At 65.5% G+C, this 25,868-nt stretch carries 23 protein-coding genes; 15 read left to right on the top strand and 8 right to left on the bottom strand.

Annotation, left to right across the window (positions count from 1 at the left end; all coding sequences use genetic code 11):
* Positions 1-51: 51 nt before the first annotated feature.
* Entirely contained in the window at positions 52-1,113 is a 1,062-nt protein-coding gene (locus tag ACQP1T_RS10525; RefSeq protein WP_433762131.1) for a zinc-binding dehydrogenase, read from the bottom strand.
* Between the two features lie 196 nt (positions 1,114-1,309).
* Here ACQP1T_RS10525 and ACQP1T_RS10520 point away from each other — a divergent pair, with 196 nt between their 5' ends.
* Positions 1,310-2,284: a sugar-binding transcriptional regulator gene (locus tag ACQP1T_RS10520; RefSeq protein ID WP_062984870.1), complete on the top strand. Its 975-nt coding sequence runs from the start codon at positions 1,310-1,312 to the stop codon at positions 2,282-2,284.
* Between the two features lie 145 nt (positions 2,285-2,429).
* On the opposite strand, the gene ACQP1T_RS10515 is transcribed toward ACQP1T_RS10520, so the two are convergent.
* Positions 2,430-2,981: a dihydrofolate reductase family protein gene (locus ACQP1T_RS10515; protein ID WP_433759749.1), complete on the bottom strand. Its 552-nt coding sequence runs from the start codon at positions 2,979-2,981 to the stop codon at positions 2,430-2,432.
* 128 nt (positions 2,982-3,109) lie between these two features.
* The gene (locus tag ACQP1T_RS10510; protein WP_433759748.1) at positions 3,110-3,466 is read right to left on the bottom strand and encodes a nitroreductase/quinone reductase family protein; all 357 of its coding nucleotides are present in this window, start codon (positions 3,464-3,466) and stop codon (positions 3,110-3,112) included.
* 436 nt (positions 3,467-3,902) lie between these two features.
* On the opposite strand from ACQP1T_RS10510, the gene ACQP1T_RS10505 reads away from it, so the two are divergent.
* The 7 genes from ACQP1T_RS10505 (at position 3,903) to ACQP1T_RS10475 (ending at position 9,325) form a co-directional block, all read left to right on the top strand.
* Positions 3,903-4,253 (top strand): hypothetical protein, encoded by a 351-nt coding sequence (locus ACQP1T_RS10505; RefSeq protein WP_433759747.1) that lies wholly within the window; start codon positions 3,903-3,905, stop codon positions 4,251-4,253.
* Between the two features lie 178 nt (positions 4,254-4,431).
* Complete coding sequence (locus ACQP1T_RS10500; protein WP_433759746.1) at positions 4,432-4,926, top strand: DUF6301 family protein; 495 nt, start codon at positions 4,432-4,434, stop codon at positions 4,924-4,926.
* Positions 4,923-5,372: a TY-Chap domain-containing protein gene (locus ACQP1T_RS10495; RefSeq protein WP_433759745.1), complete on the top strand. Its 450-nt coding sequence runs from the start codon at positions 4,923-4,925 to the stop codon at positions 5,370-5,372. Before ACQP1T_RS10500 ends, ACQP1T_RS10495 begins: the two co-directional genes overlap by 4 nt.
* 293 nt (positions 5,373-5,665) lie before the next feature.
* A complete protein-coding gene (locus ACQP1T_RS10490; RefSeq protein WP_433759744.1) occupies positions 5,666-6,733 on the top strand; it encodes a DUF6301 family protein in 1,068 nt (355 codons plus the stop codon).
* A gap of 110 nt (positions 6,734-6,843) precedes the next feature.
* Positions 6,844-7,326, top strand: coding sequence for a DUF6301 family protein (locus ACQP1T_RS10485; protein WP_433759743.1), 483 nt, complete (start codon positions 6,844-6,846; stop codon positions 7,324-7,326).
* Positions 7,323-8,138, top strand: coding sequence for a TY-Chap domain-containing protein (locus tag ACQP1T_RS10480; RefSeq protein WP_433759742.1), 816 nt, complete (start codon positions 7,323-7,325; stop codon positions 8,136-8,138). The genes ACQP1T_RS10485 and ACQP1T_RS10480 overlap by 4 nt, the downstream gene beginning before the upstream one ends.
* Positions 8,139-8,245: 107 nt before the next feature.
* Positions 8,246-9,325, top strand: coding sequence for an ADP-ribosylglycohydrolase family protein (locus ACQP1T_RS10475; protein ID WP_433759741.1), 1,080 nt, complete (start codon positions 8,246-8,248; stop codon positions 9,323-9,325).
* Between the two features lie 161 nt (positions 9,326-9,486).
* Here the strand turns inward: ACQP1T_RS10475 and ACQP1T_RS10470 are convergent, their stop codons facing one another.
* Positions 9,487-9,888 carry a hypothetical protein gene (locus tag ACQP1T_RS10470; RefSeq protein WP_433759740.1) on the bottom strand — a complete coding sequence of 134 codons (402 nt, stop codon included), beginning with the start codon at positions 9,886-9,888 and terminating at the stop codon, positions 9,487-9,489.
* An 829-nt stretch (positions 9,889-10,717) separates the two neighbouring features.
* Between ACQP1T_RS10470 and ACQP1T_RS10465 the strand changes: the two genes are divergently transcribed.
* The gene (locus ACQP1T_RS10465) at positions 10,718-11,227 is read left to right on the top strand and encodes a hypothetical protein (protein WP_433759739.1); all 510 of its coding nucleotides are present in this window, start codon (positions 10,718-10,720) and stop codon (positions 11,225-11,227) included.
* Positions 11,227-12,603, top strand: coding sequence for a hypothetical protein (locus tag ACQP1T_RS10460; RefSeq protein ID WP_433759738.1), 1,377 nt, complete (start codon positions 11,227-11,229; stop codon positions 12,601-12,603). The genes ACQP1T_RS10465 and ACQP1T_RS10460 overlap by 1 nt, the downstream gene beginning before the upstream one ends.
* A gap of 34 nt (positions 12,604-12,637) precedes the next feature.
* Here the strand turns inward: ACQP1T_RS10460 and ACQP1T_RS10455 are convergent, their stop codons facing one another.
* Complete coding sequence (locus tag ACQP1T_RS10455) at positions 12,638-13,786, bottom strand: RNA-guided endonuclease InsQ/TnpB family protein (protein ID WP_433759737.1); 1,149 nt, start codon at positions 13,784-13,786, stop codon at positions 12,638-12,640.
* A 99-nt stretch (positions 13,787-13,885) separates the two neighbouring features.
* On the opposite strand from ACQP1T_RS10455, the gene ACQP1T_RS10450 reads away from it, so the two are divergent.
* The 4 genes from ACQP1T_RS10450 to ACQP1T_RS10435 all read left to right on the top strand — a co-directional run bounded on the left by ACQP1T_RS10450 (position 13,886) and on the right by ACQP1T_RS10435 (position 21,193).
* The gene (locus ACQP1T_RS10450; protein ID WP_433759736.1) at positions 13,886-15,265 is read left to right on the top strand and encodes a vWA domain-containing protein; all 1,380 of its coding nucleotides are present in this window, start codon (positions 13,886-13,888) and stop codon (positions 15,263-15,265) included.
* Between the two features lie 13 nt (positions 15,266-15,278).
* Positions 15,279-16,397, top strand: coding sequence for an ATP-binding protein (locus tag ACQP1T_RS10445; RefSeq protein WP_433759735.1), 1,119 nt, complete (start codon positions 15,279-15,281; stop codon positions 16,395-16,397).
* Positions 16,394-19,180, top strand: a complete 2,787-nt coding sequence (locus ACQP1T_RS10440; protein WP_433759734.1) for a DUF5682 family protein — start codon at positions 16,394-16,396, stop codon at positions 19,178-19,180. Before ACQP1T_RS10445 ends, ACQP1T_RS10440 begins: the two co-directional genes overlap by 4 nt.
* Before the next feature lie 309 nt (positions 19,181-19,489).
* Positions 19,490-21,193 carry an alpha/beta fold hydrolase gene (locus ACQP1T_RS10435; protein WP_433759733.1) on the top strand — a complete coding sequence of 568 codons (1,704 nt, stop codon included), beginning with the start codon at positions 19,490-19,492 and terminating at the stop codon, positions 21,191-21,193.
* Positions 21,194-21,199: 6 nt separating this feature from the next.
* Here the strand turns inward: ACQP1T_RS10435 and ACQP1T_RS10430 are convergent, their stop codons facing one another.
* The 3 genes from ACQP1T_RS10430 to ACQP1T_RS10420 all read right to left on the bottom strand — a co-directional run bounded on the left by ACQP1T_RS10430 (position 21,200) and on the right by ACQP1T_RS10420 (position 25,320).
* Entirely contained in the window at positions 21,200-23,191 is a 1,992-nt protein-coding gene (locus ACQP1T_RS10430) for a protein kinase domain-containing protein (RefSeq protein ID WP_433759732.1), read from the bottom strand.
* A gap of 72 nt (positions 23,192-23,263) precedes the next feature.
* Positions 23,264-23,917: a response regulator gene (locus ACQP1T_RS10425; protein WP_433762129.1), complete on the bottom strand. Its 654-nt coding sequence runs from the start codon at positions 23,915-23,917 to the stop codon at positions 23,264-23,266.
* 38 nt (positions 23,918-23,955) lie between these two features.
* Positions 23,956-25,320 carry a sensor histidine kinase gene (locus ACQP1T_RS10420; protein WP_433759731.1) on the bottom strand — a complete coding sequence of 455 codons (1,365 nt, stop codon included), beginning with the start codon at positions 25,318-25,320 and terminating at the stop codon, positions 23,956-23,958.
* A gap of 158 nt (positions 25,321-25,478) precedes the next feature.
* Between ACQP1T_RS10420 and ACQP1T_RS10415 the strand changes: the two genes are divergently transcribed.
* Positions 25,479-25,865 carry a hypothetical protein gene (locus ACQP1T_RS10415; RefSeq protein ID WP_433759730.1) on the top strand — a complete coding sequence of 129 codons (387 nt, stop codon included), beginning with the start codon at positions 25,479-25,481 and terminating at the stop codon, positions 25,863-25,865.
* Positions 25,866-25,868 lie beyond the last annotated feature (3 nt).

Here is a 25,868-nt window from a genome sequence, read left to right as displayed (position 1 = left end):
ATGGTTCGGCCACTCGCGAGCCGATCGTTTCCGTCAGCCTGAGCCGACCGATCAGGGAATGAGTGAAACCTTGATCGAGTCCTTGCCCGACGCGACGAGGTCGAGTCCGCGCGCGAACTCCGCAATCGGCAGCTGGTGGGTGCAGATGTCGTCGAGCGGGAGCTTTCCGCTCTCGATGAGCCGTATCGCAGCAGGCCAGCAGTTCGGTCCTAGATGGGCGCCGCGCACGTCGAGTTCCTTGTCATCGCTGATGATCGTCCAATCGACGGTCACCGCCTCCTTGAAGACGCTGTATTCGATGAAGCGACCGAGCCTGCGCAGCAGGTTGAGACCCTGGATCACCGCCGACGGGTGGCCGGTCGCCTCGAGGTAGACATCGGCGCCATAACCACCGGTAAGTTCTCGGACGCGGGCAACGGGATCTTGCTTGCTGATGTCGATCGTCATCGTGGCCCCGGCGCGCGCCGCGAGTTCCAGCTTGCGCGGTTCCATGTCCAGAGCAATGACCTGGGCCGCAGACTTCGCCGCCGCACCCGCGACCATGCCGAGGCCGATGGGCCCGCACCCGGCGACGACAACCACATCGGAGAACGTGATGTCGGCCCGTTCGACGGCGTGGAGTGCGCAGGACAGCGGCTCCGCGAAGGCCGCGTGCGCAGGCGGAATATCAGCGCTGATCCGATGGACCAGCGAACCCTGCGTGATGACCATGTACTCCTGCATGCCGCCGTGGGTCGCGCGCTTGAAGCCATAGATGTCATGCACCTGACACATGTGGTAGTTGCCCTCGGCACAGTAGCGGCAGTTCCAGCACGGAACGATCTGCTCGACGACGATGCGGTCGCCGATCTCGACGCCCCAGCGCTCGCGAGCGGCATCGTCGATCTCGACGATCCGCCCGGTGATCTCATGCCCCGGTACGACCTCCGTCTCCGCCCATGCCGCCCGGTTTTCGTCACCCCAGAACTTCGATGCGCCGTGGTAGCACTTCAGGTCGCTCGCGCAAATGCCGACGGCCTCGACGCGGATGAGTGCTTCTCCCGGTCTCCGGGATGGGACCGGTAGCTTCTCCAGCCGGTAATCGGCGGGACCGTGGCAGACGACTGCCTGCATCGTGTCACCAGCACCAACGGCTGAACGGGTGCGTTGTCGATCAGTCACGAGTGACTCCTTCTGCCTGCCACCTCCCGTGGGGGGCGTGTTCTATGTCACTATAGACATCGGTGAACAAATGTACAGCACAAATGTTCAGACCCGATCGAATACTCTGAACATCTGCACACCCGATTCGCGCGGAAGGAGGATGCCGATGAGAGACCGAGCAGCCGGGAGTATCGATGCGGCCACCCGCCGCCGGTTTCCTCCCGGGCTGGTGTACCAGGCGGCGCGGCTGTACTACCTGGACAACGCGACTCAGGCCGAAATCGCACACCAAATCGGCACCAGCCGTGCGACCGTGAGTCGTCTCCTCGCCGAGGCGCGCGAGACCGGCATCGTCCAAGTCACGATCCGCAACCCGGAGAAGCGGGCGCTGACCGACCTCGAGCATGATCTCCGCCAGGCGCTGGGACTGACTGCGGCATACGTGACACCGGAGTCCCCGGGTGTGGAATTGGGGACGCTGCTCGCTCCCCGCGTCGCCGACGCGCTCACCGAATCGCAACTGCGCCCCGGCGACACGCTTCTGGTGTCAACCGGCGCAACGGTATTCGCGGTCGCACGGCATGATCTCCCGCCGCTGCCCGGCGTCGTACTGTGCCCGACAGTCGGCGGTATGGAAGAGCCGGAGGCGCACTACCAGTCGAACGAGATCACGCGAGCGCTGGCGCTGCGGGTCGGCGCAGTCCCTGTCATGCTGTACGCCCCAGCCATGCCGACCCCGACCCTGCACGAAGCGTTGATGAGCGACCCACAGATCCAACGGGTCCAGCAACTGTGGCGGTCTGCGCGTGCCGCACTACTCGGGATCGGTGCGCCACCGCTGCACCGCTCGTCGCTGCCGAGCGTTATCTCGGCGCGGGAGGCAACGCTCGAGCACGCCGTCGGTGACATCTGCGCCCGGCCCTACGGACCTGACGGAGCGCCGATCGAGTCCAGTGGGTTCGAGCGCCTCATCGCCATCCCGTTAGAGGACCTCCCGCGCATTCCGCACACAATCGGCGTGGCCATCGGCCAAGACAAGGTGGATTCCATCCTCGTGGCGGCGCGCGCAGGCTACGTGAACACCCTGGTGACCGACAGCCCGACGGCGGAGGGTCTCCTCAGAGCCGCTGCCGTCAGATAGACGACCGTCACGACGGCACGACACTGCCACCGGTCAGCGCCACAGTTCGTCAGCGCCCACGTTCGGATGTACTTTGCGGACATCGACGATCGCACCGCTGCGGTGACGGTCGCGCTCGAACGGGGCTACTGCGGTTGAAGGGGTGTCAATCGACGACGTAGCGCAGCATCACCACCTCGTTGAAGTGCTTCGTCTCGGCCAATCGGAGCTGGATGCGCTTGTCCAGCAACGGGAACATCGGTGTGCCGCCGCCGAGCACCACGGGCGAGACGAACAGCTGATACTCGTCGATGAGCCCGTGTGGCATCAGCGAGGCCGCGAGGCTCGCGCCACCGACCTCCATGACGCCATCGCCTCCGGCCTTGAGCCTGCGGACCTCCTCCACCGCGTTCGCACTGACCAGGGTGCTGTTCCACTGGACCTCGGTGAGCGTCCGGGAGAAGACGACTTTGGGCTTCTCCGTCCAGAGCCCGCCGAACTCGCGCTGGATTCGCGGCGCGTCCTCGGGCACGTGCGGCCAGTACTCGGCCATCAGCTCGTACAGCCGACGACCGTGCAGTGAGATTTCGATCTTGCGGTACCTGTCGTTGTGGAACTGGTGCAGCTCGTCGTCCGGGTTCGTCCAGTCGATGCTGCCGTCGCGGTCGTTGACGTAGCCGTCCAGGGACACGCCGAACCCATAGATCAGTTTCCTCATGACCAGGTAGACGCCCTACGCGCTCAAAACTCATCGGACCACAGCACAACGATGCCCGCACCGGCCACCAACCCCTGCGCGAACCCGCGCCATCAGGACGCATTCGCGGAACGGCCGAACTCCCCCTGCTAATCGACCTGGTTCAACTGCACAATGACGCTGACGCGGCCCTTGTCATCGCGACGGGCGACCGCGTGCCCGGACCGTTCGGCGCCGTCCAGCTTCAGCGAGATGGGGCCACCCGCGCCGAGAAAGTTGCGCCACCAAGTCTTCTGGTCCGGCATGCCGACCGCGATGGTGATTTCGTCGCCAGAGCGTCGAAAGCCCACCGGTGTGCTGAAGGTGTGTCCGGAACGTCGGCCGACGTACGTGATCTCGGTGATCGCCCGGCCCACCCGAGGCCCGATCCATGGTGCCTTGGTCAACGCCATGACCCCTGCATTGAATCCGCGCGCAACAGGCCCCAGCACCGCTTTGAGTTCCATGGCATCTCCTGATCGCCGAACGGGTATCGACCACCAAACTAGCCGACCGCCGTGCGTTTTGTAGGCAGCGATAGCGGCACGAACTCACAAGACTACAAATACACAGCACTGAAACCCACTGCGGCACTGACGAAGTCGCCGTAGTGGAAACGCGCCTCGGGATCGATACCGTCGCCACGGAACACCCCGGATGTGTCATGATCATGAAGCTGACCGTTTCGATGGGTTGGCATTCTGCGGGTGACATCGGAAAATCAGGAGGGGCAGTGCTTTTCGTCCCGGAGTCGGCGCTTGGTATGGCAAGCACGATCGAGCCGGCCGTTCATGCCACCCAGGGGCACGCGACATGTATCGCGGGTGCTGGTTTCGAGACAGCTCATGCCGGGGAGGACTATCTGGAGCATGGAAAGAAACTCGGTGAGATTGGAGTAAATTTGTGCCGAGTACGTCGTTTCACGGAAGCCTCGAAACCGATAATCCGGAAATTGTCGAGCAGATATTGAGATCGTGGCTATCGACCGACGATCTACTTGTGCGGCCTCGTCGAGGATGGGAAACGCATTACGAAACAGACGACTTCGAACTGCTCTGCTATGAAGCATCACCGCAGAATCCCCCCAATTACTTCCTCCTCGAAGGCCATATCGATGGCGCCGTCCAGGCCGCCGTGGCCCGGCTCCATGAACTTGCCGAACAGTGCAGAAACGCGGCAGTCGAATTCAGTATCGACTATGAGGAAGTCGATGCGAACGGTAGCCCGTTGAGCGAGGAACACACCATCAACTGATCCAGTGGCCCCGAGATAGATCCGGATGCACAGGGGCTGTTGCTGCTGAAGCGCGCCTCTGCGCCAACGCGAATGAATGGCCATGACCGTGACATCGATCGGGTGGCGATGATCGCAACTCCGGTCTTCACGTAGTACCGGCCGCCTGATCCGGCGATATGAATAAGGGGAATCCATCATGGGATGGCGTGCGCTGACCGATGACGAGATAGCCGAATTGGTTACCGGCTTGCGGACCTTGGACTGGTCGTGGCAGCTGCAAGAGGTGCCCGCTATAGCGACAAAGTTCGACTGGAAGGTATTGATGACCCGAGCGGATTGGGTCATGCTCGACTGCGGTTTCGGGCTGAGCAGCGGTGCAGTAACAGGCCGCGACGGGGTAGCAGAGTCCATCGAGTTGATGGTGACGGACTCCGCGAGCGAGGACGCGACCGGCCGAGCATTGGTGCGTGACGCGTTCGTCAGGATGTCCGGCGCCATAACCGGCGCTCTCGGCGAGCCATCCGCCCGCATGCCGGGGGAAGCCGCGGAAATCCGTTGGGCTTTCCCGGAAACAACATTGCGCCTGAAGAATCTGAGCCTCGCACATACTGTCCAGCTGACGTATCAGACGAACGCCTCACTGGCGGCTCTCGACAGATCCATCGAATTCGAACGGCAGGGCCTGCTATGACGGATTGGACAGAATTCAGCGAGCGACTGGCCGAGCAGTTAGCGGTACTGCCCGCAGGCGCGATTGTGAAGATCGTCGAAGCGGGACCTCCTCCAGGCCACCAGCGGTTCGCGCAGTTCGCGCAGACCGACAGTGAGCTGCTGGCCGAATTGGTAGGCGATGAGTTCCTCGAACCCGCCGCACGGCCGGACGAAACGGGTCACCGCCTGATCATCGAGACCGGCTGGCAGGAACCCGATGCCGACCACGGCCCCTACTGGTGGATCGAACTGCCATGGCCGGTCAATTCAGCCATATACCGCCAGTTGGCGGCAATGGTGGTGACCGGACTGCGTGACGCGTTCCGAATCGCCGGCCCGGGGTCGTTGACCTACACCGCGTGGAACAAGGGCGCGGACGAACGCGACCTCCACCTGCCACTGCTCGGGCTGGCACGTCAGGATTGATCGGTTGTCATCCGAGCTTTGGAGATAAGGAGGCTATGACCTTGGCGCTATACGCAGAAGTCGAGAAAATCGAAGAAGACGAGGCGCGTGTTCGCTACCGGTACACCGATATTCAGGCAGTCAGTACACGTTGGTCCTGTACAAGGCCACCGAGGTAATCGCGTCGGAGAACGGCGCCGACGATATGCTCTATCGGGCCGTTGCCAGAAAGATCGCAGTTGCGTGGCTGGACAGCGGAGCAACACCCGAGCGCCTGGTAGTGCAGTCGTGAAGGCAACATCGGGAGGCCTTGAATGAAGCTGATGCGGCGGTTTCGCCTGGTCACTACTGGTCGGCTCGATCTAGCCCAACTCGAGGAACTTCGAGCGGTCATCGGGCTTACTCCATCGGGAGCTGCCGAGGATGCAGTGGGCAGCGAATTGGGGTGCCGAATCCGAAACCACCCGCGATACCCCTCAATTCGTGCCTCCACTATCACGCTGCTGCGCACCGGCGCCGATGAATGGTCCATCACCATTGATGCCCTCCCCTTTTTCGACATCGCGACATTGATCGGGCTCGTCGAAGTCGGCTGCCGCGCAGCAGGACTGACTGTCATCGATCGGCATCTGTCAGCAGACGCAACGGTAAGCGACGCACCGCCCAGCCCGGCCTCACTGGAGCACGCACGCAAAATTCTGGAAGAATCCAGAACACGAATGTGGGGTGCCACCCTCACTTTCGGCACACCGGCCCCCGAAGCACCGCGAGCCCGTATCACTTCCGAAGACGACCTGACGTTCGACTATGCGGCGGCCACCGAATCGCTGTCGACGCCCCGCGCGGGCCGACCTGCGTCGAAACCCCTCTTCGTCGCCGACCACATACCCGTCGCACAGCCGATGCCGCGGCCATCCGGATGGCAGGCATTGTCCGACAATGAGATCGCCGATCTCGCCGAGAAACTGCGGACGCTGGTCTGGTCATGGCGAATGGACGATCTGCTGCGCTTGGTGACCGTATTCGGTTGGCAAGAACCCAAGATCCACTCAACGGACCGGGTTCAGTTCGCCTCCGGTCTCGGCCCCGACACCGTCGATATCATCGGCTTCGACGGCGACGCGGTACGCATCGAAGTCACCGTCAGTACCCAGGCGGCTGATACATCGGACGGTCGCGACAGCACAGTGGCGGCTTTTGCCCGGATGGCGGACGTATTGACCAGATCCATCGGCGAACGAACCGATCGCCTCGACGTTTGGATTCCCGAAATCCGCTGGGCCGGTCCGGAAACAACCCTGCGGCTGCTCGATTTCCACCACACGGTCCGGTTACAGCTGGTCACCAACGACTGGCTCAGCGCCCTCGACCAGGAGGATTGATAACGCCGTCGACCAGGAGCTGGTATTTGCGGATCAGGCCCGGCGCGTGAACGTGCGAGCGTGGGCGAGAGCGGACTGGCCGTATTCGAAAGTGATGATAGGACGAGGTTATGACGGGTTGGCGGGCGCTGAGCGACGCCGAGATTGTCGTGCTCGCGCTGCGATTGCGGTCGTTGCATTGGTCGTGGTGGTTGGCTGATGTGCAGGACCTGGCGGCGGAATTCGGTTGGCGCATAGAGCGGATCGGCCCACATTCGGTAAGCGTTGACGTTGGATTCGGGCTGGATAGCGGTGGAGTCGACGGCTGGGACGGGCAAGCCCACCACATCGTGCAGTCGGTGACCGACAGCGCCTCCGATGAGGCCGACAGCGTGTGGAATGCGTTCGTGCGGATGACGCGTGCGCTTACTGATGCGCTCGGTGCACCAACCATGCGGATCCCGGGTGAATACCCCCAGGTGCGGTGGGCCGGGCCGCAGCAGACGCTCATGCTGAGGGCGCTTCCGAACGTGGTGAACCTGGAGTTGGTGCCCAACGAGCAATTGGCTCTCGACGACGAGGGCGAAGCGCTCGCCGAGGCAGAACGGTCATGACCGGCTGGGACGAGTTCACCGACAGGTTGGCCGACCAGTTGGCGTTGCTGCCCGCGGGCGCGGTTGTGTCCATCAGGGAAGCTGTACCGAACCCGGATCGGCGCCGGTACACGCAGTTCTATCAGACCGATACCGAGCTGTGCGCCGAACTCCCCGGCCCCGACATGCTGGACCCCGAGGTGCGCGCAGACGCAGCGGGCCTTCAGCACATCGCCGACCTGGGCTGGGAACCACCTGCCGGGCGCGACGACTACAACTGGTCATACAACGTGGCGTGGCCCGCGCCACGGGCCGACTACCGCAGGCTGGCGACGATGATCACGTCCGGTTTACGGGATGCGTTCGGGATAGCGACCCCCGCACGGTTGACCTATAAGGCGTGGAACGAGAACAAGGGCAACGCCGACCTCGCCCTTCCCCTACTGGGACTGGAACCAACTCCCGACGAGGCGGGATCGGCGACAGATCGGGAACTCCCGGTCAGGCCGAAACGCCGGTTGCTGCTGAGCCTTTCGGGGGAGCTCGACCACGATCGACTGGAACAGCTGCGTGACACCCTCGGTCTGAGCCGCCGTGGACGTCTCGATGACCCCGATGCCGTGCAGTTCGGTGCACGTGAGCTCAGCGCGGGTGGGAATGCCTCGGTGCTGGCCAAGCTGTGGCGCGACGATGAAAACCGGTGGTCCATCAGCGTCGAGGTCATGCCCGATGCCCTGATAGACAGCACCGACGTGGACCAGTGGCAGGAAATGTTCGAAACCGCCGCCCGGTCCGTCGGCTTCGATGTGGTCGACGTCCGTGAATTTCCATGACCCACTGCACCTGCTGATGACCATACGCGCGCAGCCAGGACCGTCCGCGGATCCCAGAGGTGGCTGGGTGGAATTCGCACCGACCGGATACGCAATGATGGTGTCCCGTGGGTGATTACACACTGGTCTTCGACCGAGTCCGGGGCTCGCTGCTGGGTGGGGCGATTGGTGACGCGCTCGGGTGGCCCATCGAATTCTTGCAACTGGCCCAGATTCGCCAGCGGTATGGAGCCGAGGGTGTGCAGGGTTTTCTGCCGCAGCATGACGCGGGTGCGCCGCAGCAGGTGACCGATGACACCCAGATGACGTTGTTCACCGCGGAGGGTCTGTTGCGGTCCGTTCCGGGTGTTGACCCTGTACCGGCGCTGCGGAAGGCATATCTGCGTTGGTTGCAGACCCAGAGACAAGATGCTCCCGCACCAGACAGTGATGGCTGGCTGGCGAGTCAGCCGTTTCTGTATGTGGCACGGGCGCCAGGAAATGCATGTATGTCCGGGCTGAACCAGCAGGCACGTAAGTATCTCGCCCCGGGCATGCTCGACGAACCCGGTCCGGTGAATCCAGGCTCGAAAGGTTGCGGCACGGTAATGCGGTCAGCGCCGTTCGGACTGGCTGGCGCCGGCACTGATCTCGCATTCACCACCGCTGCTCGCAGCGCGCAGCTGACCCACGGGCATCCCACCGGATACCTCGCCGCGGGTGCGTTCGCCGCACTGATCGATCGCGTCATCAGCGGTGTCGAACTGCCGATTGCCGTGCAGCAGACCATCACTCAGCTCGCGGCGTTCCCCGCAGGTACGGAAACCATAGCGGCACTGAACCGAGCTGTCGAACTGTCCGAGGGCGTCGCGACCGCTGAAAAGGTCGAGCAGGTCGGCGCGGGGTGGATCGCAGAAGAGTGCCTGGCCATCGCGGTGTACTGCGCTCTGCACGCGGTCCGGACCAGCGACGTACGCGCAGCGCTGCTGCTGTCGGTGAACCATTCCGGTGACTCCGATTCCACCGGTGCGCTCGCCGGCAACCTGATCGGCGCCGCCTATGGTGTGTCCAGGCTGCCGATGGAGTGGGCATCCGCCGTCGAGGGTCGCGATGTACTGGTCCAAGTCGCCGACGACCTCGTCCTGAACTACTTTGCCGGCGACCGGTCCGCGTTACACGACCGGTACCCGTTCGACGAGGGACTGTAAAGGTCGTTCGTTGGTTCGCGTGACCGGTCTGACGGTTCTCGCAGATCGAGACGGCGTCGGTCCACAACGCGATCGACGGCCGCATCTGAATTTCGACGGTCGGTGGCCGAGTCGCGGGGTCCGGTCAGGACCCCGCGACCAGCCGCACCGAACCGGGCCCGTCAGGCGTCGAGGGCCGCAGTGATCTTGCGCGCCATCACAGCCACAACAGGGCCGGGCTCGCCCTTGCCGAACCCGGCCGCGGCTTCCACAGCCACCAAGACGGTAGCGCGGAAGTTGTCGACCTCCTCCGGATGCTGCGTACCCAGCAGCCTCACGGCAGCAGTCAGACTCGGCAGCACCTGATCGGCCAGCTCGGCGACCGACTTGCCATGCAAATGGATGTCTTTGGACTTGGCGGCCAACACATGCCCGACCAGCCCGGTCGCCGAAGTCAGCGCGATGGAACCATACGAGATGCCCTTGTGCGGCACACCCGAAGCAGCCATCAACGCCACAGCCCCATAGGCAGCGATGCGCAAGGTGCTCTTGTCCTGATCGATCAGGGTGATAGTGACAGACATGTCGTGTACTCCTCGAAATCAGTGGTGGCACTAAACCATCGGTGCCGATCGTTTTGTTCGATGAACACACTGTCCCCGCGCCGACTGACACCGGCCTGACACACACCTGACACCCGCACTGACACCGCGATCGGCCATCAACACACCAGCCGACCCGCTGACGATCACACCGCACGCTGCTGCAACAGACTCGACCCGCATCGTCGTACAGCAGCATCGAGAACGCGCGGCGCAGCGGACCAGGCCCGAGACTGCCGTGGCGCAGAACGTCCTATGCCGCGCTCGATCAGGCACAAACGTTGGCCAGCAGTCGATCTCGCGAACATCTGCCGCCGTGGTCGGCCATCTCTAGATCCAGAACCTTTTGCTGGGCATAGCGGCCGTCGGGCCGAGGAAACGTTGTGGTGGCGTTGAACGCGGAAACATACTCGAAGCCAAGGGATTCCACGACGCGACGGGCACGCGTGTCGCAGGAGAACCAGGCCCCGTGTATCGGCGTAGCCGGATGCTGGCGGAGCGTTTCAGGTCGAGACTTGTTCCACCCCGAGCATGGCCCAGAGTTGCTCGACCCTTCCCAACCGTGATCCCGCGCTGCCGCCACGCCGCTGGACCAGCCGTGACGCGGTCGCTGACGCACTTGCATCGCAATTGCGTTGCGGGAAACGGGAATAGGGCAACCTCGTGCACGACGCGCGCAGTTCATGGCGGTCGGCAAGTAGGGCTGGAGACGGCGCGAAGTGTTGTTCACCAGCCCATTCGGGCTTGGGACCGCACTTGTCGGTGCCGTCACATATCTTGGGCGCATCTTGATCGACCGGGAGGGAGAACGATGGCCTCGAATCCGAGTGCCACGCCGGATGAATCGGCATGGGAAATCGCTTCTGTCGTGCGGGTTTTGCCCGCCGTCGCACCGCGCAAACTGAACAAGGTGCCGTTCGTGGAGCTGGCCGACGGGCGCCTCCAGGGCGTGGTCTCGAGTGGCTCCGATATTTCACGCGTGTACGTGGCGTCGGTGACCGCGGGGACGCATGGGCTGAGCTGTAGCACCAATAACAATCGGCCGTGCGGTGGGTTGAACCAAGGATGGGTCTGCAAGCATCTGGACGCACTCATCGACGAAGCGGTGCTCCAGTACGGGCAGGACAGGGTGGCGCGTTTCCTGCGTGTCGAGGTCCCCGAGGGAACCCGACTCGCGCACTGCCTCAATGGAACTCGCGACCCGGCTCCGGCCGCCGCGGTGTTCAGCCGGTTCCTGCGGCATCTGACCTACCTGGAACTGCCGGGTAGCGCGACGCCGATCCCGGAACTGCACTGGTTCCCGGCGGGGGTGGGTCGCTGATGCAGGCTGTACAACTAGCCGCACTGGCGGATGCGCCCACCGGCGTCGAAGCGGCCATGGACGCGGTGAACGGCTTCGATACCGCACTGGTCAACGGCTTCGCCCGGGTTTCCGAACCGCAAGGCGCGGCACTGACGGCGCTGGCTGCTGCCGTGGCGGGTTCGCCACTGGCCGAGGCGGTTGCGGCGGCGGTGTCAAAGGTGAGCACGGGGTCGATCGGCACGGATGAGCTGTCGGCGCTGGCCGCCGCCCGTGCCGCCCTGCTGGGCGCGGTGCACGACGCACTGGTCGACCAGGCCGATACGGCACTGGGCCGCAATCGATCCGAGTGGACGGCCACGCCGGATGCCGCCGCCCCGAGCCCGCTCGCCGCGGGTTCCCGCGCCTGGCTGGGCGAACTGGCCATCGCCGGATGGCGCGGCGTGGACCACGACCTGGTGGCGGCCGCCGATCAAACCGTGCAGTCGCTCCTGGCAGACCCCGCACTGCGACGGCTGGCGACGCTGCTGGACGGCTTCACCGCCGAACTGGGCGCCTCCGCGCCGATCGCCACCATGGACCGGGTGCCCGCGCGACGCTGGGCCGATCTGTGGACGCGCGCCCTGCTGCTGTCCTGGCGCGGCACGGAATCCACTGTGACCGAGTCGGTTTCGGGTCGGCTGCTGCCGCTGGGCGTGGACCTACACGAGCACGGCACCGCCGTACAGGCCCAGGTGCACGGCGTGCTCGAGGTCGCGGGCGCACCGGCCCGTCGAGTGCGGGTGTCGGTGGCCGCGGCCAAGGTGGATACCATTGTGGGACCGGCGGTTTGGCAATTGCTCGGTGCGCATCGGCAGTTGCTCACCGCGCTGGCCGAGCAGCGCGCGCTGGAGCTCACCGATATGCCGCTGACGGCGACCGGTGACCTGCTGTGGGGTGACGATCGGGCGAAGGCCGGGGAGGCCGCCGATCCGTTCGTCACCGCCACCGTGCAGCTACCGCAGGCGCAGGCCCCGGCCGTCGCACCGCTGGATAGCGATCCGGTGCACATCGCCGAACCGGTTCTGCTCGAGGGGTACCGATTCCGCGACGGTGCAATGGAATTGGGTGAGCAGCGGATTCGAGTGGAACTTGACGCACTGCCATCCGCCGGTCCGCTCACTCCGGCCGGGGTGAGCGCCTCCGGCACCATGATCGGATTGCTGCGCTGGGATGCCGACGGCTGGTCGGTGCGACCGTTGGCCGTGCGGCGCAAGGTCAAGGGCGCACTCACCGCCTTCCACAACGGTGACTGGGCGCTCGGCCCGACCGATCCGAAAGTCGCCAAGGCACAAGCCAAGTCGGGCGACGCCGTGGCGGTGCTGCGCGAGCGCGCAGGACGGTTGCTGCGCAATTAACGGCTCCCTGCCTTGAAGGGCAGGGATTTCCAGCTCAGACCGCAACCGAATCACGCGCCCGAAGGAGGCGATCCGCTTGTCTTACGTCCTCAACACTGACACAGCCCCGTTCTGCTGTGGCCAAGATCGCCTTGGCGGCGTTCCGGTCGCGCCCCTCTGCGTGGCCGCAGGAGTCGCAACGGAAGTCTCTCTCGTGCAGTTCGAGTCGCTTGGTTCTCGCGAAGCAGGAACTACACGTCATGGTTGTGTAGGCGGGCCGGACCATCACCACCTTCCGCCCGGCCCGCGTGGCACGCCCGATCAGTTCACGCTTGGCCGCGCCGATCGCGGCGTCAGCCGCCTTGCGGGCCATCGTGGACTTCGCCAGGAACACCGGTTTGAAGTCCTCGACAGCGATCAGGTCATGGCTGTCCACGACACGCTTCGCCCAGACGCCGGAGTCGTGGACGGTTTGGCGAGTGGCTTTCTTCGCCAGCTTCGCGGCCTGCCGCTTGGCGTCCAGGCAGCCGCGCGATGCAGGGCGCCCCTTCCAGTAGCGGCGGGCCATTCGCCGCTGCGCTTTCGCCAGCTCGGCGGCGCATCGCCTCCGGTGCCCGAGGTGGGGCAGGTCGAACGCGGGATCACTGGCTGTGGCGGTAGTGGACACGCCCCAGTCGATACCGATACCACGCTCGCAGCGCGGGTAGATCTGGATCTCACGGCGGACCACGAACGAGGCATACCAGTGGCCGAGATTGTCCTGGTAGACGCGGACCGACGTCGGCGAGGACGGCAGTTCCCGCGACCAGACGACGGGGATCGTCACACCCTTCGGCAGGGTCAGCCGACCGTTGCTGATGCCGAATCCGCGAGTCGTGTACTCCAGGCTCGGCAGGGCCTTCTTCCGCGCCTTGGCGACCGGGTGGCCGCGGCCCTTCACCTTGAATGAGTGGTCCAGTGCGCGGGAGTACTCACGCAGCGTCTGCTGCTGGGCGACCTGCGATCCCTCGCGCAGCCACGGCATCCTCGCCCTGGCTTCGGTGAGGAGTTTCCCGAGCTTCGCGAACGTCGGTTTCTGCCTGGACTTCTGTTGGTGGACGGCCTCGTTCCAGACCCAGCGACACCGGCCCCATTCGGCGAGTAGAGCGGTTTCGGCGGCACGTCCGGGCCGCAGCCGGTAGGTATACCGCACCACTTCGTCCATACGTTCGATTCTATCGAAAGGCGTTGCCATGCAATGGAAACGACACACATGCCCTTTCCTCCCAGTCGTTGACGACGGGGTATCGAAGGCGGACTTCTAATGACTACAGCATCGCGAAGCGATTCCATGGGGGTCACGGGTGGGCCGAATTACGAGACGCGACGCCAGATCCTGTACTGGCGTCTCCTGGCCGGTGTGTTCACCGGGGATCAGCAACCGACGCTGGAACAGGCGAGCGCGGGCATTGTCGACGATCTGGGGTTGCCGCTGGCCGTGCTCGATCCGGGCATTTCCATCGACAATGTGGTGCAACGCTATCCAGAGATGAAGGCGGAATTCGAAAGCCTCGACTTCTCCGAGACCGTCGACTCCGCGACCGAGACCGTGGATTCCGCGGCCGAGAACGAGGCCGTGCCCGATTCGCCCCAGCCCGTCGGGGCGGCCGACGTCCGTACCGCCGCACTGGTTTCCAAGCTGCTGCTGAATGTCTTCGCCACTGGCTCCGGCCAGGTCAGCGCCACCCAGCTGGCGGGCTGGCAGTCCGATGCCAACTGGCTGCGCCGCAGCCTGGGCGAGGAGCAGGCCGGTGCCGTGCAAGGCGTGCTCACCGGTCTGGAAGGCGAACTGGTGTCCCGCATGCGACTGCGCGAAGTGCTGGCCGATCCGCACCTGGCCGCCCAGCTCACCCCGAGCATGTCGCTCATCGAACAACTGTTGCGCGACAAGCACAATCTGTCCGGCGTGGCGCTGGCCAATGCCAAGCGCCTCATCCGCCGCTACATCGACGAGGTCGCCGAAGTCCTGCGCACCCAGGTGCAGCAGACCAGCGTCGGTTCCGTCGACCGCACGGTCGCACCCAAGCGGATCCTGCGCAACCTGGACGTGGACCGGACCATCTGGAAGAACCTGCCCAACTGGAATCCGCAGGACGAGCGCCTCTACGTCGACCGGCTCTACTACCGCCAGACCGCCAAGCGCACCGTCCCCGCTCGGATGATCGTGGTGGTGGACCAGTCCGGTTCCATGGTCGACTCCATGGTGAACTGCACCATTCTGGCGTCGATCTTCGCGGGCCTGCCCAAGGTGGATGTGCATCTCATCGCCTACGACACCCGCGCCCTGGACCTGACCCCGTGGGTGCACGACCCGTTCGAGGTGCTGTTGCGGACCAATCTCGGTGGCGGCAACGACGGCCCGGTCGCCATGGCCATGGCCCAACCCAAGATCACCGATCCGAAGAACACCGTGCTGGTGTGGATTTCGGACTTCTACGAGTTCGACCGCTCCCAGCCGTTGTTCGAGGCCATGGAGGCGGTGCACCGGTCCGGGGTGAAGCTCATCCCGGTCGGCTCGGTGAACAGTTCCGGCCACCAGAGCGTCAACCCGTGGTTCCGCGAACGGTTCAAAAACCTTGGCACCCCGGTGATTTCCGGCCGCATCCAGAAGCTCGTGCACGAACTCAAGAACTTTCTCGACTAGGAGACCAGCCATCATGAACGACGTTTTGCGCGCCCCCGCCGAGGTCAAGTACGCCGAGGAACTGGATTGGCTGGAGTCCGTCGACGACGGCCCCAAGCCGTTCGCATGGCGGCTGAGCCCGAAGATGGTGCGGCTGTTCATTCTCGGCTCCGAACGCGCCGACGGACTGGACCGCCAGGTGGAGCAGAAGTGGTTCGGTGACCGCAGTTTCGTCGAGCGCAGCATCGTCACCCTGGCCTCGGACCGGGGCCTGCTGCTCATCGGTGATCCGGGTACCGGCAAGAGCTGGCTGGCCGAGCTGCTTTCCGCGGCCATCAGCCGCAATTCCACACTGGTGGTGCAGGGCACCGCCGGCACCACCGAGGACCACATCAAGTACTCGTGGAACATCTCCATGGTCATCGCCAAGGGACAGTCGCGGGAGTCGATGATCCCGTCCCCGATCATGACCGCCATGGAGCAGGGCGTGATCGGCCGCTTCGAGGAGCTCACCCGCTCCACCAGCGACGTGCAGGATGCATTGATCTCCATCCTGTCGGAGAAGTACGTCTCCATCCCCGAACTCGACGACGACAATGTGGTGTTCGCGCAGCCGGGCTTCTCCATCATCGCCACCGCCAACAGCCGCGACCGGGGTGTGAACGACCTGTCCTCGGCGCTCAAGCGACGCTTCAATTTCGTGCGCATTCCGGTGGTGTCCAACAAGAAGAGCGAGGCGGAGATCGTGCGCTTCCGCACCGCGGAACTGCTGCGCCGCCATTCCATCGAACTGGAACTGCCGCCCACGCTGCTGGACATCCTGCTGGACAGCTTCGCCGATCTGCGCGCCGCCGCGGCCGTCGCCACCAGCGACGATGACAAGCTGGAATCGGCGCTGTCCACCGCCGAGCAGATCGGTGTGCTAGAGGACGCCATCCTGCACAGCCAGTTCTTCGGTGCGAAGGAATTGGGCGCCGAGACCCTCGCCGGTTCGCTGGTCGGATCCCTGGCCCGGCGCACGCCCGAGGACCTGGCCATTCTCAACAAGTACCTGCACGGGGTGGTCGAACCGCGCACCAAGGACAAGAAGAGCAATGCCGCCTGGGGCGAATTCCTGGCGGGCGGCCAAGCGGCGATCGCGAGGCTGTCGTGATCGTCTCCGATATCCGGCCCACGCCGGATACCTTTGCCCCGCTACGCGATCAGCTGGCGGACGCGGCTGTCGCGTTCGCCGGGGCGGCGGGCGACATCCTGGCGGGCATGGTCGACGATGTCGACCGGGCGCTGTCGGAGCGGCTGGAAATCTTCCCGGTCTGTCACCACTCACCCGCCTCCGGTCTGGCCATGGTGCGGCGGCTACGCGAAAAGCAGCCGAGCGTCATCTACCTGGAACTGTGCGAAGACATGCGGCCACTGCTGGACGAACTGCGCAACTGCCGGTTGCCGGTTGCCTTGCAGGCCTTCGCCACTGATATCGAGGGTTTCCCGGCGGAATGGGCGCCGCTGTCGGTGGTCGCGCCGATCACCGAATCGTCGGCCGAATACCAGGCCATCGCCTACGCGCTCGATACGCCGGGCGTCGAACTGGTGCTGGTGGATCGGTCCACCGATCACATCTTCCAGTGGGCTCCCGACGAGGCGAAGTCGGAAACATCCGCTGACGGGGAGCAGGACGAGGACGACGGCCTGCACGGCGAAGCGGTCGGTATCGAAATCGGTGATCTGCGACCGCGTTTCGCCGAGCTGGAAGAACACCTGCTCCACCACGGCAAGGTCCGGCACTGGTCGGAATGGTGGGACCAGTACGTCGAGCAACCCCTCGCGGACGCCGATTACTCCACCTACCGCCAGGTCATGGTGATGATCGGCAGCCTGTTCCGGCGGCTGCGGCGTGGCAGCACAGTCGAGGACGAGGACCGCGAACGATACATGTGGACCCGCATGCGGGAACACTTGTCCGCCAACGACATCGATCCCGCACGGGCGTTGTATGTATGTGGCGCCGCCCATGCGGCCAGCCCGGTCGATCAGTTCGGGCTGGAGTCGGACGCGCCGTTCGAGATCTCGCCACGCTCGGCCACCAAGTGGCACTACGGGCTGATCCCGTCCAGCCACTCCGCCATCGAGGCACAGTTCGGGCTGGCGGGCGGCGCGGTGTCCATCGCGGCAGCGACCTGGGCGAAGGGATTGCGGCGCGGCAAACTGCAGTCGTTCCAGCTGGAAGGCCAGCAAGGGACGAAGAAGCGCGCCAAGAAACTGGCGCCGCTCGCGGCAGAACCGGAAGCCGAAGTGGCGGACCGGCTTTCGGGCTTCCTGTCGCGGCCACCGGTACTCGACCCACTCGATGAGGCCGAACTCCTGGAATGGTCGGTGGATATCGTCCGGCTGGCCCGGCGCAACGGCTACCTGGCCAGCACCGCCGACGCAATCGCCATCTTCGAGACCTCGATCCTGTTGGCGGGCTTGCGCAATCGTGCTCGGCCGACGCCGTACGACTTCCAGGACGCGGCTGTCACCTGCCTCGAGAAGGATCGGGTGCCGGGGCGGCGCGATGTGCGACGGCTGTGCGAAATCCTGCTCGGCGGCGACCGCATCGGCCAGGTCGGCTATGCGGCACTGCCACCGCTGGCCCGCGATGCGCTCGACCGGCTGCAACCGCTGGGACTGGATCTGTCCAAGCGGACGCTGCAACGCGCGCTGCTGGACCTGAAGGCGAATCCGGACCTGCGGCCATGCTCGGATCTGCTGTGGCTGCTGCGCAGGTTGCTGCCGCAGGACGCGCTGCGGCCCATCATGGGCTCGCGCGGACTTGGTGAGACCTCGATCCAGGAAAGCTGGGATATCGGGCTCGGCAAATACCAGCGCTCGCTGGTGGAGCTCGGCTACGAGGGTGTCTCGGTGGAGCAGGTGCTCGAGCAGCGCCTGCGGCGTGCGGTCGCCGCGCCGGACGCGACAGCGGCCGTGGCGCTCGGCGCGGTCGAGGATGCGCTCGTTTATCTGGGATCGGTCCGGCTCGCCGACGAGCTGGGCAATCGCGCGGTCGAACTCCTCTCCGCCGAACGCACAGTAGACGACGCGCCCGTCGTGCTGCGGCGAATCCGGGTACTGCTCAACTACTTCCGCTCCACCGAAGACGGCTTGCCCACCTGGTGCGAACGTTTCGTGACGGCCGGGTACGCGCACTACTGCACCCTGCTGCCCACCGCCTTCGCCGCCGAGGAGACCGGACCGGCTCAGGTGGCGGCGATGCTCGGCTTCCTGTTCGGGATGGAGAACCTGGCGCTGTCGCTGGGCTGCGATCACACCCAGCTGGAACTGGCGGTGCTGCAATCACATCCGGAGGCGCCTGCCAAGGTGGCCCTGTTGTGGGCGGCGCGGTTCCAGCTCGGCATGCTGACCATGGCCGAGCTGCGCGAGCGGTGCGACGGCATGCTGGCCAATCCGCTGGTGCTGCCGACGGTTCCGCAGTACGTGAGCGGTTTCGTGCAGGCAATCGACCCGGCTCCGGCGCTGAAACCTTTTGTGGTGGAGCTGTTGTCGAAGGCCTTCGGCACGCTGCCGGACACGGTGCTGCTGCCGTGGCTGCCGAAACTCATCACCACGCTGAAGGACCAAGCGGGCGACCTGATCCCGGGACTGGTCCGGGAAGCAGGCCGCACCTTCCCCGGCGCACTGCCCGCCGTGGACACCTTCGTGCCGCCCTGGTCGGTCGAATTCACCACGGCCGCAACGCCGGTGGTGGCGGCGCCGCGCGGCCCCGTCACCGAACTACTGGCCGCCCACCCCGCCGCCTGCGATGCGCTCGCCGGACTGCTCGGCGTCGAGGGCGGCTGGCAGGAGGCCGGAAACCGCGAGGTAACCGGTTTGCTCGACCGGTTCCCCGCAACCGCCGCCGCACTGGCGGCGCAGCTCGCAGTGTCAGCCGCGCGGAGCTGACGCCCGGCCCTTCGTCCCCGTCCGCGCTGATCGAAACCGGTCGGCGCGGTACCTCGGAAGATCAACGGGCCGCGGACATCCGGCCTCATGCCGAGGAGAATGTGCCGGTCCGTATCGGTGGTCGGATCCAATCCGGGCGCGGACATCCGGCCTCATGCCGACAAGGATGTGCCGGTCCGTATCGGTGGTCGGATCCAATCCGGGCGCGGACATCCGGCCTCATGCCGACAAGGATGTGCCGGTCCGTGTCGGCGGCCGGATGCAATCCGGGCGCCGACACCGTCTTCCTCGGGACTAGCCGACCCGGCGGTGTCCCGGGTCGATTACGTCTTGTACCGGGCGAGGCTCGTCGGCACGTCTGAAACGCCGGACGGTGGGCCCGCGGCGCGCAAGGATGGCCGAATGACATTGCCTGCCCTCCCCGAGGAGTCCTTCCAGCGCGTGCTCTGCGTCGTCGCACACCCTGACGACATGGAGTACGGCACGTCCGCTGCCGTCGCTCGCTGGACCGCCCGCGGCATCGAGGTCGGTTATCTGCTGCTCACCCGCGGCGAGGCAGGCATGCCGAACCCGCCCGAGGAGACAGCACGCCTGCGCGTCGCCGAGCAGCGGGCCGCCTGCGCCGTCGTCGGCGTCGATCACCTGACCGTCCTCGAACATCCGGACGGCGTGCTCGTCTACGGACTCGACCTGCGTCGGGATATCTGCCGGGAGATCCGCCGGTTCAAGCCCGACGTCGTACTCGGCGCCGGTTACGAAATCGAGACGCCCTATGGCTTCGACCAGGCCGACCACCGCGCGGCGGGGCTCGCGACGCTCGACGCGGTGCGCGACGCGGGCAACCGGTGGGTCTTCCCGGAGCAGATCGACGACGACCTCGAACCGCACTCCGTGCGCTGGTTCATCGTCCCCGGGCTTGCCGGCTCCGCGACACACGGCGTCGAGGTCACGGGTGAGCCGCTGCGCCGCGGCGTCGCTTCGCTCGAGGCGCACGCCGCGTACCTGGCCGCGCTCCCGGACCACCCCGCCCCCGAGGACTTCATCCCGCAGTTCACCGCGATGAGCGGCAAGGCCATGGGCGTCGAGCACGCCGTCCTGTTCCGCGCCCACGATCTGCAAGCACCGCCGGAATTCGCCCCCGAGGACACGCAGGACTCAGTCGAAGTGATGGCGACGAAGTCTTCGCGCAGCGGTCACCTGCCGATCAACGGTCTGAGCCTCTATTACGAAGTGTATGGCGAGCTCGGCACGTCGAAAACGTCTCCGTTGCTGCTCATCCCCGGCGCGTTCATGGCCACCGACTCGATGAAGTCGTGGGTATCCGCCTTCGCGAGCACGCGCACCGTGATCGTCTTCGATCAGCAAGGGCACGGCCGCACCCCGGATACTTCGCGCGAGATGTCCTACGAGCAGTTCGCCGACGATGCCGCGGCGTTGCTGCGCGCGTTGCAGGTCGAGCGCGCGGATGTGCTGGGCTACTCGCAAGGTGGCGGGGTCGCGTTGCAGCTTGCGCTGCGTCACCCGAGGCTTGTCGACAAGCTGGTCTCGTTGTCGGCCACTTACCGCAAGGACGGCTGGTACCCGTCGGTGATGGAGGGCATCCGGGGTCTCAGCGGCGCAGCCTTTGCCGGTACGTCCGTCGAGAAGGCGTTCAAGGAGCACACCCCGGACGCGGCGGCGTTCGACGCCTACCTCGAAAAGATGAAGGTCCTGAGCATCGATGACCAGAACATCAGCGACGCGCAGATGCGTTCGATTTCCGCGAAGACGATGGTCATCGCCGGTGATGCGGATGCTGTGAAGCCCGAGCATGCGCTGGCGATGTTCGAACTGCGCGGTGGCGGCGATGCCGAAGCGGCAGCGTCAGGGGTGCTGCAGAGGGTCCCGGCCGCGCGCTTGGTAATTCTGGCGGCGACGTCGCATATCGGCATCTTCGGGGAGTCAGCGGTACTGGTGCCGATGGTGAATGCGTTTCTCGATGATGTGCTGCCGAGGACACCGAATCTCTTTTAGGAGTTGTCAGTAGACGTAGACCACCGCGTTTTCACCGCCCGTGCACGTGACCAATTGCCCGTCCGCTACACAGTTCATGGTGTAGCTGCGGCCGGTGACCGGGCTTGTGGCGACCACTGAGCGCGAAGAGCGCGAGACGTTCGTGGCGGCGGATTCGGCGTAGGCCTTGCGGACCGCTTCCGCGAAACCGCAACTGGTGACCGGCGATCCGGTGGCCGATTGGGTGTAGCTGCCCGAAACGGGTTGGCCGTTGGTGCAATTCGCCGCGCCCGCGGGCAGGGTGACCGAGGTGGGTGCGGCCTTGGTGGTCGACGGCGACGGCGGTGTGGTCGCACCGCCGGTGGCGCCGATGGCGGCCGTCGTGGTCAGTTGCGCGCCCGCCTGAACGTTCGAGTCCCCGGATTTGCCGGAACTGAGCACCTGCCAGCCAATGGTGCCGACGACCGCGAGCACTACGATCGCGAAGACGGTGACCATGATCGGCAACATGACCGATCGATCCTGCCGATACGGATCCGCGGCAGGGTCCTGCGCGTAGTAATCGTCTTCGTACTCGGGCGCGACATGGCCCTGCGGCGAGTACTCGGCCGGTTGCGGCGAGGGCCGGTAGGGGTTGGGCGCCGCATGGGCGGGACCGCGCGGCGGCTCGAACGGCGGTGTGCCGGAGAAAGGTTGCGGCAACGGGACACGGCGCGTCTCCGGAGCGGACGAATCCTCTTGCGCACCATAGTGTTCCGGGTATCCGGCCGCTGGGTAACGCGACTCCGGATACCGCTGAGTCTGCTCGGCCTGCGAGTATTGCGCTTGTTCCGGATAACGCTGGGTCGGCGGAGCCGCCGGATCACCCGGGTACCGCGGTGACGGCAAATGCTGCGGAACCTCCGGTGGGGACTCCTCGTACAAATGCGCATCCGGAAACGGCCGCACCGGCCGACCGCCCCCTGGCGTCCCGAACGGCGGACCGGCGGGCTCCGGCGGCGGCAACGGGGTGAACTGCAGATCGGCGAGCGAGACGACCGTCGGCGCGGTCGGATGGATCACCGCGGGAATCGTTCCCGTCGACTCGGCGGGCGCCGCCGGACTGCGGTGCACCACAGCCTGATCCGACGGACCCCGCGACGGATCGGGCGGCCGCACGATCAGTGTCGGCGTATTGGCGGCGGGCGCGGTGCCGAGTGCGGCCCTGGCCGCGCGTGCCAGGTCAGTCGCGGTCGGGAAGCGATCGGCGGCCTCCTTGGCCATACCGCGCGCGATCACCTCGTCCATCGCCGGGGGAACTCCCGGCCGCTGCACGCTCGGTCGCGGCGGCGCCTCGGTGAGATGCGACCGGATCAGCACACTCATGCTCCCGGCCGGGAACGGTGTTGCCCCGGTGAGGCATTCGTGCAGTACACAGGCGAGCGAGTAGATATCGGCGCGACCGGTCACCGGTCCGGAATCGAAGCGTTCCGGCGCCATGTAGGTGTAGGAGCCGATGGCCGTGCCCGCCTGGGTCACGGCGCTGTCGCCCTCGGTGTGGGCGATGCCGAAGTCGACCAGGTAGGCGAAATCCGCCGCGGTGACCAGGACATTGGCCGGTTTCACATCGCGATGCACCAGACCGTCGGCGTGCGCGGCGTCCAGACCCGCGGCGATCTGCTCGATGATGCCGATCGCGCGCTCGGCGCTCATCGGACCCTGATCGCGCAGGATTTCGCGCAGATCGGTGCCGGGAACCAGTCGCATATCGATGAACAGCACACCGTCGATCACGCCCCAGTCGTGAATCGGGATGATGTGCGGTTCGGCCAGCCGGGCCGCGGCCTGCGATTCGCGACGGAAGCGCACCTGATAGACGGGGTCCCTGGCGAGTTCGTCGGACAGCAGTTTGACCGCGACCACGCGGTCCTTCACCGTGTCGTACGCCTCGTAGACCTCGCCCATACCCCCTTTGCCGAGCAGCGCTCTGAGCTCGTACGGCCCGAACCGACTGCCGACTCTCCATCCAGGTCCGTCCACCCCGTCAATCCTCCACATCCCGGGCAAAGATCGCCCATCACCAGCTCCGGGTATGCGCGATCCGGCTGCCCGTCAACCCGTGGATTGTCCTGGTGCAACCACCCCGTGGTCAAACGCGAACACGATCGCGGCGGCCCGATCCCGCAGCTCCAGTTTGCCGAATATATGTCCGACATGGCTCTTGACGGTGACTTCCGAGATGCCGAGGTCGCGTGCGATCTCGGCATTGACCCGGCCGCGCCCGATCAATTCGAGCACCTCGTACTCGCGCGCCGTGAGTTCGGCGAGTCGGCTGTCGTCGCGAGTGACGGCGGGGCGGACCGTCCGGTAGGCCGAGAGCACTCGACCGGTGACCGACGGGTCCAGCCAAGCGCCGCCGACGGCGACCGTTCGGACGGCACGGATGAGATCCTCGGCGGGCGAATCCTTCAGGATGAATCCCGCGGCTCCGGCCCGCAGCGCGCCCGACAGCAGCTGGTCGTCGTCGAAGGTGGTCAGCACCAGCACCGGCGGCGCACCGTCGCGCGCACGCAGCATGCGGGTCGCGTCGATGCCGCCGACGCGCTTCATGCGCAGATCCATCAGCACGACATCGGGTCGGTTGGCCGCGATCGCGGCGGGCACTTCATCGCCGTCGGCGCATTCGGTCACCAGGAAACCGTCACGTCGCCGCAGAATGCGCCGCAGCCCGCCGCGAACGAGTTCCTGATCGTCGACGACCAGCACGGTGACGGGCTCATCGCCGCCGGCCGCAGCCCCTGTCGTCACGCGCCCTCCCCCACCGCACCGTCGCGCCGCATCGCATTCGCGGCCCCGTGGATCACGTCGGGCAAGCCGCACGACATCGACCAGGCCCGCGCGCCGCTCAGCGGGAATTCGGCTCGCACCGTCCAGCCGTCGTCGTAGGGTCCGGTCTCGAGGCGACCGCCGAGCAGTTCGGCGCGCTGATGCATACCCGACAGTCCCATCCCACCGCCGAGATCCGGCGGCAATCCCTTGGGCAGCGAATTGTTCACGATGAGCCGGGCCACCGACGAATCCACCTCCAACAGCACGGTCGCGGTCGCGCCGGGCGCATGTTTGATCACATTGGCCAGGGACTCCTGGCCGATCCGATAGAGCGCGAGCCCGACCGCCGCGGATACCGCGGACAGATCCTCGGTGCGGGTGTAGCGAACATCCAATCCGGCTCCGGCGAAGTCACCGACCAGATCATCGAAATCGCGGATGCCGGGCTCCGGGACGAGTTTGGACGGTCGGGCGTCGAGCAGGCCGATGGTGCGGCGGATATCGGCCATGGCTTGCCTGCCGAGTCGCTCGGCGTCGACCAGCGCGTCCACCGCTTCGTCCACGTCGCGGTCGGTCTGCAGTGCGTGCCGGGCGGCGGTCAGATGCAGCAGGGTGATGCTCAGTGAATGTGCGATGACATCGTGTACCTCGCGCGCGATCCGGCTGCGTTCCGCGTCGGCGGCGCGTTCGGCCCGGATCTGCTGGCTCTGGCGTTCCTGATAGAGAAATTTGCGCTGGTACTGCAGCATCACGCCGACCAGCCAGCCGAGTGCGATCCCGACGATGTACATCTGCAGGCCCTGCAACCGCTGACCCGTCACGCTCCACATCAGGTGACCGGCCGCGTCGAAGGCCATCAACTCGAGCACCGCGATCACCGCGAACAATGCGCTGAAGCGTTTTCGGACGATGGCCGCGACCTCACCGACCATCACCACCAGGATGAACGGGGAGAGGTCGGACGATACCGGCTGGGTGAGCATTATCGCCGTCGCGACCAGACCGGACACCGCGAGCAGGATCGGGCTCGGTGTGACACCGAAGAAGCAGAACAGCGGCACCGAGAGAAAGACCAGGATGAGCGCGAGAATCGGCAGTGCGGTCGGAAAATATTCGTGCCGCTGGATGACCGCGCCGACACCGACCACGAGCAGCGCCGCATCGGCGCTGATCATCACCGATGGCGGATAGTCGAACGGCAACTCTTCGAGATTGCGGCGCAAGACCGCGACCGGGTCGCGTACAAAGGCCACAAACCGATCCCGGACGCGCCCACTCTCGCGGAACGGTATCGCCGGTCGGGCGCCCGCCGAGGAGCCGATGGCGTGGGTCACATCCATCCTGTAAGGCTAACCGCCAGGTCGGGGGCGGTGCATCGTGCTCGGAGCGGGCCGCGGCTCCTACCGCGGTAGGAGATCGATTCGCGTCCCTGGCACGAAGACACCGAATTTTGCCGTCCGTAGCGTGAGATCTACCAAATCACGGAAGGGCATATGCGATGTCCGATCATTTCGAGCGACCTGCAAGCAATCGCTACGGCCAATTCGAGCGACACGGCAGTCGCAATGGATGGGAAGATCACCACCGTCGAACCGAGATCGTGCGCACCGTGCTCACCCGCGCGGCCATCGATCCGGCCAGTCCCGACCTGTTCGCGGAGATCCCGGAACTGGACCGGTTGTTCGGCGGACCGGAGGGCCTCTTGCTCGCGTTGCGATATCGGTGGAATATCCACCTCGACGCGAAATTGGACCAGGCGCTGGTGCAGGGCCAATCCGCGGTCGAGGCCTATCTCGAACTCGCTGCCGAACAACCGGTCCTGCGCGCCGTGCTCGACGCGCAATATCGCCGCAAGGCTCAGGCAGCCGAGGCGATGGCACGATAACGC

The organism is Nocardia sp. CA-135398 (assembly GCF_050955845.1).
Lineage (GTDB): Bacteria > Actinomycetota > Actinomycetes > Mycobacteriales > Mycobacteriaceae > Nocardia.
Note: the sequence above shows the minus strand (reverse complement) of the source record. Positions and strands in the feature narration are given on the sequence as shown.

Excerpts from the sequence above, each read along its gene's own strand:
- ACQP1T_RS10525 (WP_433762131.1), bottom strand. The coding sequence starts at position 1,113 with ATGCAGGCAGTCGTCTGCCACGGTCCCGCCGATTACCGGCTGGAGAAG.
- ACQP1T_RS10520 (WP_062984870.1), top strand. The coding sequence starts at position 1,310 with ATGAGAGACCGAGCAGCCGGGAGTATCGATGCGGCCACCCGCCGCCGG.
- ACQP1T_RS10515 (WP_433759749.1), bottom strand. The coding sequence starts at position 2,981 with ATGAGGAAACTGATCTATGGGTTCGGCGTGTCCCTGGACGGCTACGTC.
- ACQP1T_RS10510 (WP_433759748.1), bottom strand. The coding sequence starts at position 3,466 with ATGGAACTCAAAGCGGTGCTGGGGCCTGTTGCGCGCGGATTCAATGCA.
- ACQP1T_RS10500 (WP_433759746.1), top strand. The coding sequence starts at position 4,432 with ATGGGATGGCGTGCGCTGACCGATGACGAGATAGCCGAATTGGTTACC.
- ACQP1T_RS10495 (WP_433759745.1), top strand. The coding sequence starts at position 4,923 with ATGACGGATTGGACAGAATTCAGCGAGCGACTGGCCGAGCAGTTAGCG.
- ACQP1T_RS10490 (WP_433759744.1), top strand. The coding sequence starts at position 5,666 with ATGAAGCTGATGCGGCGGTTTCGCCTGGTCACTACTGGTCGGCTCGAT.
- ACQP1T_RS10485 (WP_433759743.1), top strand. The coding sequence starts at position 6,844 with ATGACGGGTTGGCGGGCGCTGAGCGACGCCGAGATTGTCGTGCTCGCG.
- ACQP1T_RS10480 (WP_433759742.1), top strand. The coding sequence starts at position 7,323 with ATGACCGGCTGGGACGAGTTCACCGACAGGTTGGCCGACCAGTTGGCG.
- ACQP1T_RS10470 (WP_433759740.1), bottom strand. The coding sequence starts at position 9,888 with ATGTCTGTCACTATCACCCTGATCGATCAGGACAAGAGCACCTTGCGC.
- ACQP1T_RS10465 (WP_433759739.1), top strand. The coding sequence starts at position 10,718 with ATGGCCTCGAATCCGAGTGCCACGCCGGATGAATCGGCATGGGAAATC.
- ACQP1T_RS10460 (WP_433759738.1), top strand. The coding sequence starts at position 11,227 with ATGCAGGCTGTACAACTAGCCGCACTGGCGGATGCGCCCACCGGCGTC.
- ACQP1T_RS10455 (WP_433759737.1), bottom strand. The coding sequence starts at position 13,786 with ATGGACGAAGTGGTGCGGTATACCTACCGGCTGCGGCCCGGACGTGCC.
- ACQP1T_RS10450 (WP_433759736.1), top strand. The coding sequence starts at position 13,886 with ATGACTACAGCATCGCGAAGCGATTCCATGGGGGTCACGGGTGGGCCG.
- ACQP1T_RS10445 (WP_433759735.1), top strand. The coding sequence starts at position 15,279 with ATGAACGACGTTTTGCGCGCCCCCGCCGAGGTCAAGTACGCCGAGGAA.
- ACQP1T_RS10420 (WP_433759731.1), bottom strand. The coding sequence starts at position 25,320 with ATGGATGTGACCCACGCCATCGGCTCCTCGGCGGGCGCCCGACCGGCG.
- ACQP1T_RS10415 (WP_433759730.1), top strand. The coding sequence starts at position 25,479 with ATGTCCGATCATTTCGAGCGACCTGCAAGCAATCGCTACGGCCAATTC.